The organism is Allobosea sp. MMO-172 (genome assembly GCF_037147855.1).
GTDB lineage: Bacteria > Pseudomonadota > Alphaproteobacteria > Rhizobiales > Beijerinckiaceae > Allobosea.
The window spans coordinates 36,082-51,004 of the sequence record NZ_JBBCUM010000022.1 but is presented as its reverse complement, the minus strand read 5'-3'; the positions used below and the strand labels follow the sequence as shown (position 1 = coordinate 51,004).

Sequence of the window (14,923 nt, the reverse complement as noted above, 5' to 3'; positions counted from 1 at the left end):
AGCCCGTCAGTCGATCGCGATCATCACGTCGGAGGCCTTGACCACGGCATAAGCTTCCTTGCCGACGGTGAGGCCGAGATCGTCCACCGCGGCGTTGGTGATCGAGGAGGTCACGATCGCGCCGCCGATATCGATGCGGACATGGGCCGTCGTCGCGCCCTTGGTGATCTCGACGATCTTGCCTTTGAGCTGGTTGCGGGCGCTGATCTTCATGGCTCATCCTTTCCTTGCGACAACGCGACCGCCGCCGCGCCTTGACTTGGATCCGGGCGCGCGGCAACCATCGTTATATCCGTCGATATACAACGATAAATTCGAGCGAGGAACAGCATGTTGAAACGCCGCACCCTGCTGGGCATGGGCCTCGCCCTTGCCGTGAGTTTCGCCCCTGCCTTCGACGCCGCGCAGGCGCAGACGAAGGACCTCGTGATCTTCGCCGCGGCCAGCATGAAGAATGCGCTGGACGAGGCCGCCGCCAACTGGGTCAAGGAGAGCGGCAAGCCCGCGCCGAAGATCTCCTATGCCGCCAGCAACACGCTGGCGAAGCAGCTTGAGAACGGCGCCCCGGCCGACCTCTTCGTCTCGGCCGATCTCGACTGGATGGACTATGCGGCGGGCAAGAACCTGATCAAGCCGGATACCCGCGTCAGCCTGCTCGCCAACCGCATCGTGCTGGTCGCCGGCAAGGATTCGACCGCCAAGCTCGATCTCAAGCCCGGCGCCGATGTCGCGGGGGCCGTTGGCGCAGGCCGCCTCGCCATGGGCAATGTCGATTCCGTCCCGGCCGGCAAATACGGCAAGGCGGCGCTGGAGAAGCTGGGTGCCTGGGACAAGGTGAAGGACAAGATCGCGCAGGCCGACAATGTCCGCGCCGCGCTGCTGCTGGTCTCGCGTGGCGAGGCTCCGCTCGGCATCGTCTACGCGACCGATGCCGCGGCCGACCCGCAGGTCAAGGTCGTCGCGACCTTCCCCGAGGATTCGCATCCGCCGATCGTCTATCCCGTCGCCGTCACCAAGGACTCGGCCAACCCCGACGCGCAGGCCTTCCTGACCTATCTGCGCAGCCCCGCCGCCCGGCCCGTCTTCGAGAAGCAGGGCTTCACGGTGCTCAACCAGGCTGCCAGCTCTTCGTGACCGACTGGCTGTCGCCTGAAGAATGGACGGCGGTGAGGCTCAGCCTCATCGTCGCGACGACGGCCATGATCGCGAGCCTCCCGCTGGGGCTTGGCGTTGGCCTGCTGCTGGCGCGCGGGCGCTTCTGGGGCAAGTCCCTGCTCGACGCCATCGTCCACATGCCGCTGATCCTGCCGCCCGTGGTGACGGGCTATCTGCTGCTCGTCGGCTTCGGCCGGCGCGGGCCGATCGGGCAGTTCCTCTATGACTGGTTCGGGATCGTGCTCTCGTTCCGCTGGACCGGCGCGGCGCTCGCCTGCGCCGTGATGGGCTTCCCATTGATGGTCCGCGCCATCCGCCTCTCGATCGAGGCCGTCGACCGCAAGCTCGAATCCGCTGCCGGAACGCTGGGCGCGAGCCCGATCTGGGTCTTCCTCACCGTCACCTTGCCGCTCTGCCTGCCCGGCATCATCGCCGGCATGATCCTGTGCTTCGCCAAGGCGATGGGCGAATTCGGCGCGACGATCACCTTCGTCTCCAATATCCCCGGCGAGACGCAGACCCTGCCCTCCGCGATCTACACCTTTACGCAGGTGCCCGGCGGCGATGCCGGCGCGCTGCGCCTGACGCTGATCTCGATCGCGATCTCGGTCGCGGCGCTCTTCCTCTCCGAACTGATGGCCCGCATCGTCGGCCGCCGGATCAATGTCGAATGACCCACGTCCTCGACATTGCCGTCCGCCACAGGCTCGGCGACTTCACCCTCGATGCCTCCCTCACCTCCGACGGGCGCCTGACCGCCCTGTTCGGCAGCTCGGGCTCCGGCAAGACCTCGCTGGTCAACGTCATCGGTGGATTGATCCGCCCCGATTCCGGCCATGTCCGCATCGATGGCGAGACACTGGTCGATACGGAGCGCGGCGTCTTCGTGCCGAAGCACCGCCGCCGCATCGGCTATGTCTTCCAGGAGGCGCGCCTCTTTCCGCACCTCACCGTGCGGCAGAACCTGCTGTTCGGGCACTGGTTCGTGCCGCGTGCCCAGCGCAAGCCGGCCGAGCTCGACAAGGTGCTGGACTTGCTCGGCATCGGCCATCTGTTGCGCCGCCGCCCCGGCGCGCTTTCCGGCGGCGAGAAGCAGCGCGTCGCCATCGGCCGCGCCCTGCTCGCCCAGCCGCGCCTGCTGCTGATGGACGAGCCCTTGGCCGCGCTCGACGAAGCCCGCAAGGCCGAGATCCTGCCGCATATCGAGCGCCTGCGCGACGAGGCCGGCATCCCCATCGTCTATGTCTCGCATGCGCTGGCGGAGGTCGCGCGCCTCGCCACGACGGTCGCCATGGTCGAGAACGGGCGTGTTGCTGCCTGTGGCCCGACGGCTGAGATCCTCTCCCGTCCCGATCTGGCGGCGCGGCCGGGCGCGCCCGAGGCGAGCACGCTGCTATCCGCCGAAGTCGCCGGCTTCGAGGAAGCCTTCGGTCTGGCGCGGCTGACGACGCCGGCCGGGTTGCTCACGATCGCACGCGGCGCGCTGCGGCAGGGCCAGCGCATCAAGATCCGCATCCTCGCCAGCGATGTGATGCTCAGCCTCGGCCAGCCGGCCGAGATCAGCGCGCTCAACGTTTTGTCCGGCTCTATTGCCGAAATCGGCGAGCGCAGTGGCGTCGGCGGCAGTACCGTGCATCTGCTCATCGCTTGCGGCGAGGCGAAACTGGCGGCACGCCTGACGGCGAAATCCGTCGCCTTGCTCGGCCTGGCGCCCGGCAAGCTTGTTCATGCGGTGATCAAGAGCGTCTCGGTCGAGATGCCGTGAAACGGGCGCCTCACCGCCCTCTCAAAAAATCATGGGGCTAATCTTGACCTTCCCATGATGGGAAGGACTATATCGCCTGTCATCACCATGAAGGAGACGGCGATGACGGTCATCGACAAGAGCAGGAACGACCTCGAAACCCTCGATCTGGGCGTCGAGGGCATGACCTGCGCGAGCTGCGTCGCTCATGTCGAGCGCGCCATCGCGGCGGTGCCGGGCGTCGATGCGGTCTCGGTCAACCTCGCGACCGAGCGGGCTCACATCAGCTTCGCCAAGGACGACACCGACCTGAAGCAGGTCGAAGCAGCGGTTCGTCAGAGCGGCTACATCCCGGTCGAGACCACGATCGAGTTGTCGGTCTCGGGCATGACCTGCGCCTCCTGCGTCGGCCATGTCGAGAAGGCGCTCCGCGCCGTGCCGGGCGTGGTCGATGCCACCGTGAACCTCGCGACCGAGCGCGCCAGCGTGAAGACGCTCGCCGGCGACGAGATTGTCCCGGTCCTGGTCAAAGCCGTCGCCGGCGCCGGCTATGAGGCGAGCCCGGTCATTGCGGCCGATGGCGATGCCAGCGCTCGCCAGCAGGCCGCCAAGGACGAGGAACAGGGCAAGCTGCTGCGCTCCGTCATCCTCGCCGGTTTGCTGACCCTGCCGCTGCTCGTCGTCGAGATGGGCAGCCATATGGTCCCTGCCCTGCATCACTGGCTTGCCGGCACCTTCGGCGAGTGGAACCTGCGCGTGTTCTCCTTTGCGCTGGCGACCATCGTCCAGTTCGGCCCGGGCCTCGTCTTCCTGCGCAAGGGTTTCCCGGCGCTGCTGCGGCTGGCGCCCGACATGAACTCGCTGGTCATGCTCGGCACCGGCGCGGCCTATCTTTATTCCAGCGTCGCGACCTTCCTGCCGGACCTGCTGCCGGCGGGGACGGAGGGCACCTATTTCGAATCCGGCGCCGTGATCGTCACGCTGATCCTGCTCGGGCGCTGGTTCGAGACGCGCGCCAAGGGCCGTACGGGCGCCGCCATCCGCAGCCTGATCGCGCTCCAGCCCAAGACCGCCCGCGTGCTGCGTGACGGCGCGGAGAGCGATATCGCGGTCGACAGCGTCCGCCCCGGCGATATCGTCATCCTCCGGCCGGGCGAGCGCGTCCCGGTCGATGGCGAAGTTGCGGACGGCACCTCCTTCGTCGATGAATCGATGATCACCGGTGAGCCCGCGCCCGTCCGCAAGGAAGCCGGCAGCACTGTGACCGGCGGCACGATCAACGGCTCGGGCGCGCTGCGCTTCACCGCGAGAAAGGTCGGTTCCGACACGCTGCTCGCCCAGATCGTGCGCACCGTTCAGGCCGCGCAGGGCGCCAAGCTACCGATCCAGGCCATGGTCGACCGCGTCACGCTCTGGTTCGTCCCGGTCGTGATCGGGCTGGCGCTGCTGACCTTCGCCGTATGGCTGACCTTCGGCCCGAGCCCGGCTCTGTCGCATGCGCTGGTCAACGCCGTTGCGCTGCTGATCATCGCCTGCCCCTGCGCCATGGGCCTGGCCACGCCGACCTCGATCATGGTCGGCACCGGCCGCGGCGCCGAACTCGGCATCCTGTTCCGTCAGGGCGACGCCTTGCAGGCCCTGAAGGACGTCCAGATCGTCGCGCTCGACAAGACGGGCACGCTGACCAAGGGCAAGCCGGAACTCACCGATATCGAGCCGGCGAACGGCTTCGCGGCCGATGACGCGCTGCGCCTCGTCGGCTCGGCCGAGAACCGTTCGGAGCATCCGCTGGCGCTGGCGCTGGTCGCGGCCGCCAAGGCTCGTAATCTTGCGCTCGCCGAGCCCGCCGATTTCGCCAGCGATCCCGGCCGCGGCGTCACCGCGACGGTCGAGGGCCGCAAGGTCGCGATCGGCGGCCACCGGCTGATGGAGGACGCCGGGCTCGACATCGCGCCCTTCGCCGCCCGCGCCAAGGCTCTGGCCGAGGCCGGCAAGACGCCGCTCTATGCCGCAATCGACGGCAGGATCGCTGCGGTCATCGCCGTTGCCGACGCGGTGAAGGAGACCACGCCCGCCGCCATCGCCGCCCTTCACAGGCTCGGCCTCAAGGTCGCGATGGTGACCGGCGACGACCGGCGCACGGCGGAAGCGGTGGCGCGCGGCCTCGGCATCGACGAGGTCTGGGCCGAGGTGCTGCCGACCGACAAGGCCGAGGTGGTGAAGCGCCTGCAGGGCCGTGGCGCCAAGGTCGCCTTCGTCGGCGACGGCATCAACGACGCGCCGGCGCTGGCCCAGGCCGATGTCGGCATCGCCATCGGCACCGGCACGGATATCGCGATCGAAAGCGCCGATGTCGTGCTGATGTCCGGCGACGTCATGGGCGTGCCGCGCGCGATTGCGCTCTCGCAGGCGGTGATTTCCAACATCCGCCAGAATCTCGCCTGGGCCTTCGGCTACAACGCCCTGCTGATCCCGGTCGCGGCCGGCGTGCTCTATCCGGCCTTCGGCATCCTGCTTTCGCCGGTCTTCGCCGGGCTCGCCATGGCGCTGTCCAGCGTCAGCGTCGTCAGCAATGCGCTCAGGTTGAAGCGTTTCCAAGTTCCGGCTTCACATGGAAAGGAGGCCTGAGATGAATATCGGCGAAGCCGCAACCCGCTCCGGCGTCAGCGCCAAGATGATCCGCTATTACGAGAGTATCGGCCTGATCACCGCGCCAGCCCGCACCGCCGCGCAATACCGGGTCTATGCCGCCGACGACGTGCATACGCTGCGCTTCGTGCGCCGCTCGCGCGATCTCGGCTTCTCGCTGGAGGAGACGCGTGAGCTGCTCGCCCTCTGGCGCGACAAGAGCCGGGCCAGCGCCGATGTGAAGAACCTCGCCATGGCGCATGTGCGCGAGCTCGAGGAAAAGGCGGCCGAGCTCAAGGCCATGGCCGACACGCTCAGGCATCTGGCGACGCATTGCCATGGCGACCATCGCCCGGATTGCCCGATCCTTGCGGACTTCGCCGCCACGCCAACGGTGCAGGCCAAAGCCTGAGACGCTGCTCCGCCATGCGCTGAATGTCTGGACGGGGCGGTGCGGGATTGCTCATATGCCACCGCCCACCAGAGGCGGGTCCGGCCCGGCCGCATCGGCCCCGCCGGGGAATCCGCCTCTCAACGAAAGACGGGGAGCGCCAAGGCGTTCTCCAGGCGGAACGACAATGGACAATCGAAACGATCTCTGGCGGCATGTCGATGCGAACAAGGAGCGCCTGATCGCGCTCTCCGACCGGGTCTGGGGCATGCCGGAGGTGTGCTACACCGAGAAGCGCTCCGTCGCAGAGCACATCGCAGAGCTGAAGCACCAGGGCTTCAAGATCACTGAAAACGTCGCCGATATCCCGACCGCCGTGATCGGCGAGGCCGGCGAAGGCGGCCCGGTCATCGCCTTCCTCGGCGAATACGACGCCTTGCCCGGCCTGTCGCAGGAAGCCGGCGCTTCCGAGCACAAGGAGATCGAGGCCGGCGGCCATGGCCATGGCTGCGGCCATAACCTGCTCGGCTCGGCCGCTATGCTCGCCGCGGTGGCGATGAAGGACTGGCTCGCCGAGAACAAGATTCCCGGCCGCGTGCGCTATTACGGCTGCCCGGCCGAGGAAGGCGGCGCCGCCAAGGCCTTCATGGTCCGCGCCGGCGCCTTCGACGACGCCGATGTCGCGATCTCGTGGCACCCGTCGAGCTTCTGGGAGGTCGCTCCAGCCCTCGCCCTGGCCAATACCCGCGCCGATTTCGTCTTCACCGGCCGCGCCTCGCATGCCGCTGCCGCGCCCCATCTCGGCCGTTCGGCGCTCGATGCCGTCGAATTGATGAATGTCGGCGTCAACTACATGCGCGAGCACATGCCGTCCGACGCCCGCGTCCATTACGCGCTGCTCGACACCGGCGGCATCGCGCCCAACGTCGTCCAGGCCCATGCCCGCGTCCGTTATTCCATCCGTGCCCGTGACTTGCGCGGCATGCTGGAACTCGTCCAGCGCGTAAAGAAGATCGCCGAAGGCGCTGCGCTAATGACGGAAACCAAGATGGAGATGCGCATCGTCAGCGCCGTCTCCGATCTCGTCGCCAACACGCCGCTCGAAGAAGCCATGCACAAGGTGATGGGCGAACTCGGCGCGCCGCATTTCGACGATGCCGACAAGGCCTATGCCGAGAAGATTCGCGGCACGCTCTCCCCGCAGGAGATCGCCTCGATCTGGCGCACCATCGGCATGCCCGATACCGGCGCCCCGCTCGCCGACTTCCTCGTGCCGCGCGATGCCAAGCGCAACCCGGCGATCGGCTCGACGGATATCGGCGACGTCAGCTGGGCGGTGCCGACCGTGCAGGCCCATGCGCCGACCGTCGCGATGGGCACGCCGTTCCACACCTGGCAGGTGGTGGCGCAGGGCAAGTCCCCGGCCGCGCACAAGGCGATGGTCCATGTCGCCAAGGCGATGGCTGCGACCGGCGCGGCCGTGCTGAGCGACCCCGCCCTGATGGCGGCCGCCAAGGCCGACCACAAGGCGCGCCTCGGCAAGGAAGGCTACACCTCGCCGCTGCCGCCCGAAGTGAAGCCGCCGCTGACCATGTCGCTGGGCTGATTTTCAGCCCCTGACACAATCCGGAAGACGCTGGTCATCCCGGACGAAGCGCAGCGGAGATCCGTGATCCATGCCTGAACCTTCTTCGGAAGCGTTCCGGAATGGATCCCGGGTCTCCCTGCGGTCGCCCGGGATGACTTCTTTTTGTTGAGGCTCGGGTGTTATCGCCTGATTGAACGAACACATATGATCCGGGAGAATGAGCCTCTGCCGTCAGCCGGCAGAATCGCCACCCGGAGCCAGCATGGATCGCGCAGAGGAATCGGAAGACGGGCTCGGCCGGCATCACCGCACGGCCAGCGGCCAGGCCGATTCCGCGACGCCTGAGTCGGTCGACCTCGCCGGCTATGTCCTGGACGAGCAGTTCGGCTTCCTGCTGCGGCAGATGCAGCAGCGCTATGTCGCGATGTTCCTGGAGATGATGGGCGAGGATGGGCCGACGCCGCCGCAATTCGCGGTGCTCTGCCGACTCGCGGTCGATGGGCGGATTTCCCAGAACCAGCTCGGTCGCATGACGGCGATGGACCCGGCCACGATCCGGGGCGTGGTGACGCGGCTGGCCGAGCGCGGGCTGGTCGAGCGCCTGCACGATCCCGACGACAAGCGCCGCGTGCTGGTGCAGCTCGGCGCGCGCGGCCGCGAATTGCTGCCGACTTATGTCGAGCGCGCCAAGGCGATCACCATCGCGGCGCTCGATCCGATGGCCGAGCCTGAAGTTGCGCCGCTGCTCGACGTGATGCGGCGCCTGCTCGCGGGCTTCAGACCGCCAGATACTGGCTCCGCGCCGCCTCGTCAGCCTTGAGCGCGGTCATCGTATCGTCGAAGCGGATCAGTCCCTTCTCGATGATCACGGCGCGGTCGGCGATGCTGCCGGCGAAATGCAGATTCTGCTCGGAGAGCAGCACGGACAGCCCCTCGCCCTTCAGCACGCGGATGGTCTGTGCCATCGCCTCGACGATGACCGGCGCGAGCCCCTCGGAGGGCTCGTCGAGCAGCAGCAGGCGCGGATTGCCCATCAGCGTGCGGGCGATGGTCAGCATCTGCTGCTCGCCGCCGGACATGGCGCCGCCCGGCCGGTCGCGCATGCGCCCGAGATTGGGGAAGAGATCGAACAGGCGCTCCGGCGTCCAGTGCGGCGCGCCCTTGCGGGACGGCTGGCGGCCGACCTCGAGGTTCTCCATCACCGTCAGGTCCGAGAAGACGCGCCGGTCCTCCGGGACATAGCCGATGCCGAGCCGGGCAATGGCGAAGGGCTCGCGGCCGGCGATCTCCTGGCCCTCGAAACGGATCAAGCCTTGCGGCTCCGGCACCAGCCCCATCACCGTCTTCATCGTCATGGACTTGCCGGCGCCGTTGCGCCCCATCAGCGCGACGACCTCGCCTGTCCCGACCGAGAAGCCGACGCCGTGCAGGATCTTGGCGCGGCCATACCAGGCCTCGACGCCCGCGAGTTCGAGGAGCGCCGTCATCAATGCCCTCCCGAGGTCGCGCCGGAGCCGAGATAGACCGCCCGCACCTGCGGGTCGTTGCGCACCTCGGCACTCGTCCCGGCCGCGATCACCCGGCCACGGTCGAGCACCAGCACGCGGTCGGCATGGGCGAAGACGACGTCCATGTCGTGCTCGGTGAAGAGCACCGCTATACCGCGCTCCCGCGCGATGCGGGCGGTCAATGCCATCAACGCGATGCGCTCCTGTGGCGCCATGCCGGCGGTCGGCTCGTCCATCAGCAGCAGCTTCGGCGCATTGGCGAGCGCGACCGCGAGCTCGACCCGCTTCAGGTCGCCATAGGCGAGCACGCCGCAGGCGCGCTCGGCTTGCTGGGTCATACCGACCTGAGCGAGCAGCTTGTCCGCCGCCTCGCGGTGGCGCCCGTCGGCGCGGCCGAATAGGCGCCAGCTCTCGCCTTCATGCGAGGTCAGCGCCATCTGGACGTTCTCGCGTACGGTCATCGAGGCGAAGGTCGCCGTGATCTGGAAGGTGCGACCGACGCCGAGGCGCCAGACCTTGCGCGGCGCCAGCCCGGTGATCGGCCGGCCCGCCAGCAGGACTTCGCCGCGATCGGGCTTGAGCTGCCCGTTCAGCATATTGAAACAGGTCGTCTTGCCGGCGCCGTTGGGGCCGATCAGGGCGACCAGCTTGCCGGCCTCGACCGAGAAGGACGCGCCGTCGACCGCCTTCACGCCGCCGAAGGACCGGGCGAGGTCGCGGGCTTCCAGCACAGGGACCGCGGGCGCGTTCATGCCGTTGCCGTTGCTGGCGTGGCGCTCTCGCGCCGGGCGCGCCAGAACAGCCAGGTGCCGACGAGGCCGCGCGGGAACAGGACGACGAGCAGCACGATCGACAAGCCCAGCACGAAGCGCCAATAGGCCGTCAGCTTCATCAACTGCTCGTTGAGGCCCATATAGGCGAAGGCGCCCACGACCGGCCCGGCAACCGTCTGCACGCCGCCGAGCAGCACCATCAGCAAGGCATCGACCGAGCGCGGGATCGCCATATAGGTCGGGAAGACCGAGCCCTTCGAGAAGGCGAAGAGCCCGCCGGCGATGCCGGCCGCGACCGCAGCGATGACGAAGGCCGCCCATTGCACGCGCCCGACATCGAGCCCGATCGCCTCCGCCCGCAAGGGGCTGTCGCGGCCGGCGCGCAAGGCGTAGCCGAAGGGCGCGAAGATGATGACGCGCAGCGCCACGATCACGATTACGGCGATGGCGAGCGCGAGATAGTAGAACACCGTCTTCGGCACCGCCCAGGCCGAGGGCCAGACGCCGAGGATGCCGTTGTCTCCGCCGGTAAGGTCGACCCATTGGAAGGCCGTGGCCCAGGCGATCTGGGCGAAGGCCAGCGTCAGCATGGCCAGATAGACGCCCGAGAGCCGCACGCAGAACCAGCCGAAGATCGCGCCCGCGATGCCGGCCATCAATGGCGCCAGCATCAGTGCCTCTTCCATCGGGCTGCCCAGCCATTTCACCGCCAGCGCCGCGCCATAGGCGCCGAGGCCGAAATAGGCGGCATGGCCGAAGGAGGTGATGCCGCCCGGCCCCATCAGCAGATGCAGCGAAGCGGCGAAGACCGCGAAGATGACGAGATCGGTCAAGGTCAGGATGACATGATCTGGGACGACGAGCGGCGCCAGCGCCAGCAGGCCGAGCGCCACCGCTCCGAACAGCTTGGCCGCGCCGTCGGCCGGACGCAGCAGGAAAAGCTGGCCGGCATGGCCGCGCGGCTCGATCGCCGCCTTGCCGAGCAGACCGTGCGGCCGGACGATCAGCACCGCCGCCATCACCAGGAAGACCAGCACCAGCGTGATCTTCGGCAGGATCAGGATGCCGAAGGCATGGAGGACGCCGATCAGCACGGCGGCGAGATAGGCGCCCGTCACGCTTCCCAGCCCGCCGACCACCACGACCACGAAGGCCTCGGCGATCATCGACAGGTCCATATGGAGGTTGATCGCCTCGCGCGGGAGCTGGAGCGCGCCGCCGAGCCCCGCCAGCGCCGCGCCGAAGGCGAAGACCGAGGTGAAGAGCAGGCGCTGGTTGACGCCGAGCGCGGAGACCATCTCGCGGTCCTGCGTCGCCGCCCGGATCAGCACGCCCCAGCGTGTCCGGTGGAACAAGAGCCAGATCAGGCCGAGCACGACCGGCCCGACCGCGATCAGGAAGAGCTCGTAGCTCGGGAAGCGGTTGTCGAACAGGATGACGAAGCTGCGGAAGCCCGGCGCGCGCGGGCCGAGCTTGTCCTCCGGCCCCCAGGTCGCGAGCGCGATGTCCTGCAGCATCAGCACGACGCCGAAGGTCGCGAGCAACTGGAACAGCTCCGGCGCCTGATAGATCCGCCGGAGGATCAGGACCTCGATGAGCACACCGGCAAGGCCGGTCAGCAGCACGGCGAGGATGACGCCGCCCCAGAAGCCGAGCGGATCGGCCGGACCGAGCCAGGTCACCAGCGTGAAGGCCAGGTAGCCGCCCAGCATGTAGAGCGAGCCATGGGCGAAGTTCACGATGCGCGTGACGCCGAAGATGATCGACAGCCCGCACGCCACCAGGAACAGCGACGACGCCGAGGCCAGGCCATTCAGGGTCTGGGTGAGGACGAGATCAAGCATGTCGTCTCGGGCGCGGCGCTACGGCGTTTCAGGCGGCAGCGCCACGCTCCCTGTCAGCCAAGCTCAGCCGACGACCGGTCGCAGCTTGCGGACCTCGTCGTCGCTGGGCAGGTACTTGGCGCCGTCGCGATAGCTCCAGTCGACCATCACGCCCTTGCCGTTCTTCAGCGCGCTCTTGCCGACATAGGCGCCGAGCGTCGACTGGTGGTCGATCTTGCGGAATTCGATCGGGCCGAAGGCCGAGCCGAATTTCAGCCCCTCGAAAGCGTCGACCAGCTTCTCGTTGTCGGTGGAGCCCGCCTTCGCGAGTGCGGCTGCGATGGCCTGCACCGTCTCGTAGCCCACGACCGAGCCGAGCCGCGGATAGTCGTTGTACTTCGCCCTGTAGGCGTCGCGGAACTTCACGTGCTCGGGCGTCTGCAGGTCGGCATGCGGATAGCCGGTGATGATCCAGCCTTCCGGCGTCTCGGGACCGAGCGTGTCGAGATATTCCGGCTCGCCAGTCAGCATCGAGACGACCTGGCGCCCCTCGAACAGGCCGCGCGTGTTACCGGCGCGGACGAAATTGGCGAGATCGACCGCGAAGGTGACGTTGAAGATCGCATCGGGCTTGGCCGCTTCCAGCGCCTGAACGGTCGCGCCGGCATCGATGCGGCCCAGCGCCGGGAACTGCTCGGCGACGAAGGTCACGTCGGGACGCGCCTTCACGAGCAGTTCCTTGAACCACTTCACCGCCGACTGGCCGTATTCGTAGTTCGGCGCGACGATGGCCCATTTCTTGGCCGGGAGCTTCGCCGCTTCCTCGACCAGCATCGCCGCCTGCATGTAGGTCGAGGGCCTTAAGCGGAAGGTGTAGCGATTGCCCTTCGACCAGACGAGCGCATCAGCCAGCGGCTCGGAAGCGACATAGAGCCGCTTGTTCTGGTTGGCGTAATCGGCGAGCGCGAGGCCGACATTGGAGAGGAAGCCGCCGGCGATGATGTCGACCTTCTCGGCGGTCGCGAGATCGGCGGCGTGACGCACCGCATCCTCGGGCTTGCCGGCATCGTCGCGGAAGACCGTCTCGAGCTTGCGGCCGAGCACGCCGCCGGCCGCGTTGATCTGCTCCTGCGCCAGTTCCCAGGCCTGCCGATAGGGTTTCAGGAAGGCCGGCTGCGCGGTATAGGAATTGACCTCGCCGATGCGGATCGGCCCCGCGCCCTGGGCGCGCACCAGCTGGGGAACGCCGAGGGCGAGCGTGCCCGCGACGAAACTGCGACGATCGATCTTCATCGGATGGGTCCTTCGCCTCGCTGCGGCTGCAATCCGCAGCGATACCGCTCGCACCGGGCTTGGGAGAGCGGATTTCATATGCATACATATGAATGAGCAGTTTCCGGCGCTTGTCAATCTGACTTTCTTGCAATGCAGCGCATCGGCAATCGATGGGCAGCGGCTCGCGCGGGCACCAAGAGAAATCAGGTAATCGATTGATTTCAATGAACGATTCGATCGCCCAAAAATAAGTCAGCGATGCTGCCCTTTTGACCTTGCAGCGGCGGCCGGGGCTCCCTATCTAGGATGCAGCGCAGCAGAGATGTTGCGTCGCCCTCCTTGGGCGTTTCCTCCCTAGACTTGGGCTGCGCTTCCCGCGCGGCCCTTTTTTCTTGTCGGGAGTGCGGCGCTCACCAGCGCCGGCCGTAGCCCCACGGCCCGCCGAAAGAGGCGTCAAAACGGTCGAAGCGATAGCGCCGCTCGGCCGCGCGATCGAGATCGAGCTGCAGCAGGCAGTTCGAGAATCCCTCGCTCGGCGCGCGGAAGCCGAAGGAGCGGCAGCGCTGCTCGTCCATGGCCCGGTATTCGGCCTCGGTGGTGACGCAGCCGCCCAGTGCGAGGACCAGCACCGCGCCGGCTGCAAGCCTGATGATCGTCATCCCGCTTCTCCTCTCGCAAACCTGTCCGTCCTACGCGCGGACGGCCTCCCGGTTCCCGTCGCCAGTCTAGCGCGAGAACCGGATCGGCACAGCCAGCGAGATCGCGCCGCCGCCAAGCCCGTCCGGCGGAGCCGGCACGGGGCTGGCGCGGCGGATCATCGAGACCGCCTCCTCGTCCAGCGCCGCGTCGCCCGAACCGCGGACGAGCCGGGCCGAAAGCACGCGGCCGCCGCGATCGATGCTGAACGCGACCTGCACCGTGCCGGGGCTGGCGCCGCCCGGGAAGCGCTTGTAGCGGTTGAGATGCGCCATCAGCGTGCCGCGCCAGCTCGCGGTCGCGGCCGGAGATGCGGAGGACGCCCCGGAATTGGGGGCAGCCGCGCGCGGCGCCGCCTGCTCCTGCGCCACCGGCGCGGTGGTCTGCTCGGCCTTCGGCTTATCCGGCCGGATCGGCTTCTTCTTTTCGACGATCTTCGGTTTCGGCTTCGGCTTGGGCTTCTCCGGCGGAGGCGGCTTCGGCTGCTCCTTCGGCGGCGGCGTCAGGATGGCCGCGGCATCCGGCAGCGGCGGCAATTCGGGAATCTTGATCTCCGGCTCGGGAATCGCGACGGGCTCCGGCTCCGGAGGTGGCGGCTCGATCTCCTTGGGCTGCTCAACCGGCTCGGGCGGCGGCGGCTCGGGCTCCGGCTGCGCCTCGGCCATCTCGGGACCGGGCGCGACATCCTGCTGCGGCGCCTCGGGCGCGACGGCCAGCGGCGCGAGCTCGATCATGACGGCGGCTGGCGGCGCGCCCATCGCGGCCTCGGCGCGCTGCCAGTTGGCGATGACCCAGCCGGCCGTGCCATGGGCGGTCGCGACCACGAAGGCGGCCAGGCTCCAGCGCAGGGCGGCCGGCGCGTAGCGGGAGATCGACGGGCGTTCCATGCTCATGGCCTCGGCCCCGCAGCAGCCCCCTGCCCGGTATCCTCCAGCCCGACCAGCGCGATCTTGAGATAGCCGGCATTGCGCAGCAGGTTCATCACGTTCATCAGCTCGCTATAGGCGACGCTGCCATCGGCCCGCAGGAACACCCGCTGCTCGCGGTCGCGATTGGTCTTCTGGTCGAGCGCCGCCTGCAGCGCCTCGCGCGGCACAGCGTCGTTGCCGAGCGCGAGCGTGAGATCGCCCTTCACGGTCAGGAACATCGGCGTATCCGGCCGCGGCTGCGGCTGCGCGTTCGAAACCGGCAGGTCGACCGCGACATCCACCGTCGAGAGCGGCGCCGCGACCATGAAGATGATCAGCAGCACGAGGATGACGTCGATGAACGGCGTCACGTTGATGTCGCTGACCTCGCCGAGGTCGCCGTCCTGCGGGTCCTTGAGGGAAACGCCCATGGC

Annotated in this window: 15 protein-coding genes; 7 read left to right on the top strand and 8 right to left on the bottom strand. The window is 68.1% G+C overall.

The window, feature by feature from the left end:
- Positions 1 to 6: 6 nt before the first annotated feature.
- Positions 7 to 213, bottom strand: a complete 207-nt coding sequence (locus tag WFK61_RS23975) for a TOBE domain-containing protein (protein ID WP_265059377.1) — start codon at positions 211 to 213, stop codon at positions 7 to 9.
- A 117-nt stretch (positions 214 to 330) separates the two neighbouring features.
- On the opposite strand from WFK61_RS23975, the gene modA reads away from it, so the two are divergent.
- The 7 genes from modA to WFK61_RS23940 all read left to right on the top strand — a co-directional run bounded on the left by modA (position 331) and on the right by WFK61_RS23940 (position 8,326).
- Positions 331 to 1,134: a molybdate ABC transporter substrate-binding protein gene (gene modA / locus WFK61_RS23970; protein WP_336814572.1), complete on the top strand. Its 804-nt coding sequence runs from the start codon at positions 331 to 333 to the stop codon at positions 1,132 to 1,134.
- On the top strand, positions 1,131 to 1,829 hold the full coding sequence (modB, locus tag WFK61_RS23965) for a molybdate ABC transporter permease subunit (protein WP_336814571.1): 699 nt from the start codon (positions 1,131 to 1,133) through the stop codon (positions 1,827 to 1,829). Before modA ends, modB begins: the two co-directional genes overlap by 4 nt.
- A complete protein-coding gene (modC, locus tag WFK61_RS23960) occupies positions 1,826 to 2,920 on the top strand; it encodes a molybdenum ABC transporter ATP-binding protein (RefSeq protein WP_336814570.1) in 1,095 nt (364 codons plus the stop codon). The genes modB and modC overlap by 4 nt, the downstream gene beginning before the upstream one ends.
- Before the next feature lie 102 nt (positions 2,921 to 3,022).
- On the top strand, positions 3,023 to 5,527 hold the full coding sequence (locus WFK61_RS23955; protein ID WP_336814569.1) for a heavy metal translocating P-type ATPase: 2,505 nt from the start codon (positions 3,023 to 3,025) through the stop codon (positions 5,525 to 5,527).
- 1 nt (position 5,528) lies between these two features.
- Entirely contained in the window at positions 5,529 to 5,939 is a 411-nt protein-coding gene (gene cueR, locus WFK61_RS23950; RefSeq protein ID WP_336814568.1) for a Cu(I)-responsive transcriptional regulator, read from the top strand.
- Between the two features lie 166 nt (positions 5,940 to 6,105).
- The gene (locus WFK61_RS23945) at positions 6,106 to 7,524 is read left to right on the top strand and encodes a M20 family metallopeptidase (protein ID WP_336814567.1); all 1,419 of its coding nucleotides are present in this window, start codon (positions 6,106 to 6,108) and stop codon (positions 7,522 to 7,524) included.
- A gap of 244 nt (positions 7,525 to 7,768) precedes the next feature.
- Complete coding sequence (locus WFK61_RS23940) at positions 7,769 to 8,326, top strand: MarR family winged helix-turn-helix transcriptional regulator (RefSeq protein WP_336814566.1); 558 nt, start codon at positions 7,769 to 7,771, stop codon at positions 8,324 to 8,326.
- Here WFK61_RS23940 and WFK61_RS23935 read toward each other — a convergent pair.
- The 7 genes from WFK61_RS23935 to exbD all read right to left on the bottom strand — a co-directional run bounded on the left by WFK61_RS23935 (position 8,283) and on the right by exbD (position 14,920).
- A complete protein-coding gene (locus WFK61_RS23935) occupies positions 8,283 to 8,993 on the bottom strand; it encodes an ABC transporter ATP-binding protein (protein ID WP_336814565.1) in 711 nt (236 codons plus the stop codon). The genes WFK61_RS23940 and WFK61_RS23935 overlap by 44 nt on opposite strands.
- Positions 8,993 to 9,766, bottom strand: coding sequence for an ABC transporter ATP-binding protein (locus WFK61_RS23930; protein WP_336814564.1), 774 nt, complete (start codon positions 9,764 to 9,766; stop codon positions 8,993 to 8,995). Before WFK61_RS23930 ends, WFK61_RS23935 begins: the two co-directional genes overlap by 1 nt.
- Positions 9,763 to 11,631, bottom strand: coding sequence for an ABC transporter permease (locus tag WFK61_RS23925; RefSeq protein ID WP_336814563.1), 1,869 nt, complete (start codon positions 11,629 to 11,631; stop codon positions 9,763 to 9,765). Before WFK61_RS23925 ends, WFK61_RS23930 begins: the two co-directional genes overlap by 4 nt.
- Before the next feature lie 63 nt (positions 11,632 to 11,694).
- Positions 11,695 to 12,903, bottom strand: a complete 1,209-nt coding sequence (locus WFK61_RS23920) for an ABC transporter substrate-binding protein (protein ID WP_336814562.1) — start codon at positions 12,901 to 12,903, stop codon at positions 11,695 to 11,697.
- A 392-nt stretch (positions 12,904 to 13,295) separates the two neighbouring features.
- Complete coding sequence (locus WFK61_RS23915; RefSeq protein WP_336814561.1) at positions 13,296 to 13,544, bottom strand: hypothetical protein; 249 nt, start codon at positions 13,542 to 13,544, stop codon at positions 13,296 to 13,298.
- A gap of 66 nt (positions 13,545 to 13,610) precedes the next feature.
- Positions 13,611 to 14,474 (bottom strand): energy transducer TonB family protein, encoded by an 864-nt coding sequence (locus WFK61_RS23910; RefSeq protein ID WP_336814560.1) that lies wholly within the window; start codon positions 14,472 to 14,474, stop codon positions 13,611 to 13,613.
- Complete coding sequence (exbD, locus tag WFK61_RS23905) at positions 14,471 to 14,920, bottom strand: TonB system transport protein ExbD (RefSeq protein WP_336814559.1); 450 nt, start codon at positions 14,918 to 14,920, stop codon at positions 14,471 to 14,473. Before exbD ends, WFK61_RS23910 begins: the two co-directional genes overlap by 4 nt.
- Between the last annotated feature and the right edge of the window lie 3 nt (positions 14,921 to 14,923).

Coding starts and splice junctions, on each gene's coding strand:
- WFK61_RS23975 (WP_265059377.1), bottom strand. CDS start 213: ATGAAGATCAGCGCCCGCAACCAGCTCAAAGGCAAGATCGTCGAGATC.
- modA (WP_336814572.1), top strand. CDS start 331: ATGTTGAAACGCCGCACCCTGCTGGGCATGGGCCTCGCCCTTGCCGTG.
- modC (WP_336814570.1), top strand. CDS start 1,826: ATGACCCACGTCCTCGACATTGCCGTCCGCCACAGGCTCGGCGACTTC.
- WFK61_RS23955 (WP_336814569.1), top strand. CDS start 3,023: ATGACGGTCATCGACAAGAGCAGGAACGACCTCGAAACCCTCGATCTG.
- cueR (WP_336814568.1), top strand. CDS start 5,529: ATGAATATCGGCGAAGCCGCAACCCGCTCCGGCGTCAGCGCCAAGATG.
- WFK61_RS23945 (WP_336814567.1), top strand. CDS start 6,106: ATGGACAATCGAAACGATCTCTGGCGGCATGTCGATGCGAACAAGGAG.
- WFK61_RS23940 (WP_336814566.1), top strand. CDS start 7,769: ATGGATCGCGCAGAGGAATCGGAAGACGGGCTCGGCCGGCATCACCGC.
- WFK61_RS23935 (WP_336814565.1), bottom strand. CDS start 8,993: ATGACGGCGCTCCTCGAACTCGCGGGCGTCGAGGCCTGGTATGGCCGC.
- WFK61_RS23930 (WP_336814564.1), bottom strand. CDS start 9,766: ATGAACGCGCCCGCGGTCCCTGTGCTGGAAGCCCGCGACCTCGCCCGG.
- WFK61_RS23925 (WP_336814563.1), bottom strand. CDS start 11,631: ATGCTTGATCTCGTCCTCACCCAGACCCTGAATGGCCTGGCCTCGGCG.
- WFK61_RS23920 (WP_336814562.1), bottom strand. CDS start 12,903: ATGAAGATCGATCGTCGCAGTTTCGTCGCGGGCACGCTCGCCCTCGGC.
- WFK61_RS23915 (WP_336814561.1), bottom strand. CDS start 13,544: ATGACGATCATCAGGCTTGCAGCCGGCGCGGTGCTGGTCCTCGCACTG.
- WFK61_RS23910 (WP_336814560.1), bottom strand. CDS start 14,474: ATGAGCATGGAACGCCCGTCGATCTCCCGCTACGCGCCGGCCGCCCTG.
- exbD (WP_336814559.1), bottom strand. CDS start 14,920: ATGGGCGTTTCCCTCAAGGACCCGCAGGACGGCGACCTCGGCGAGGTC.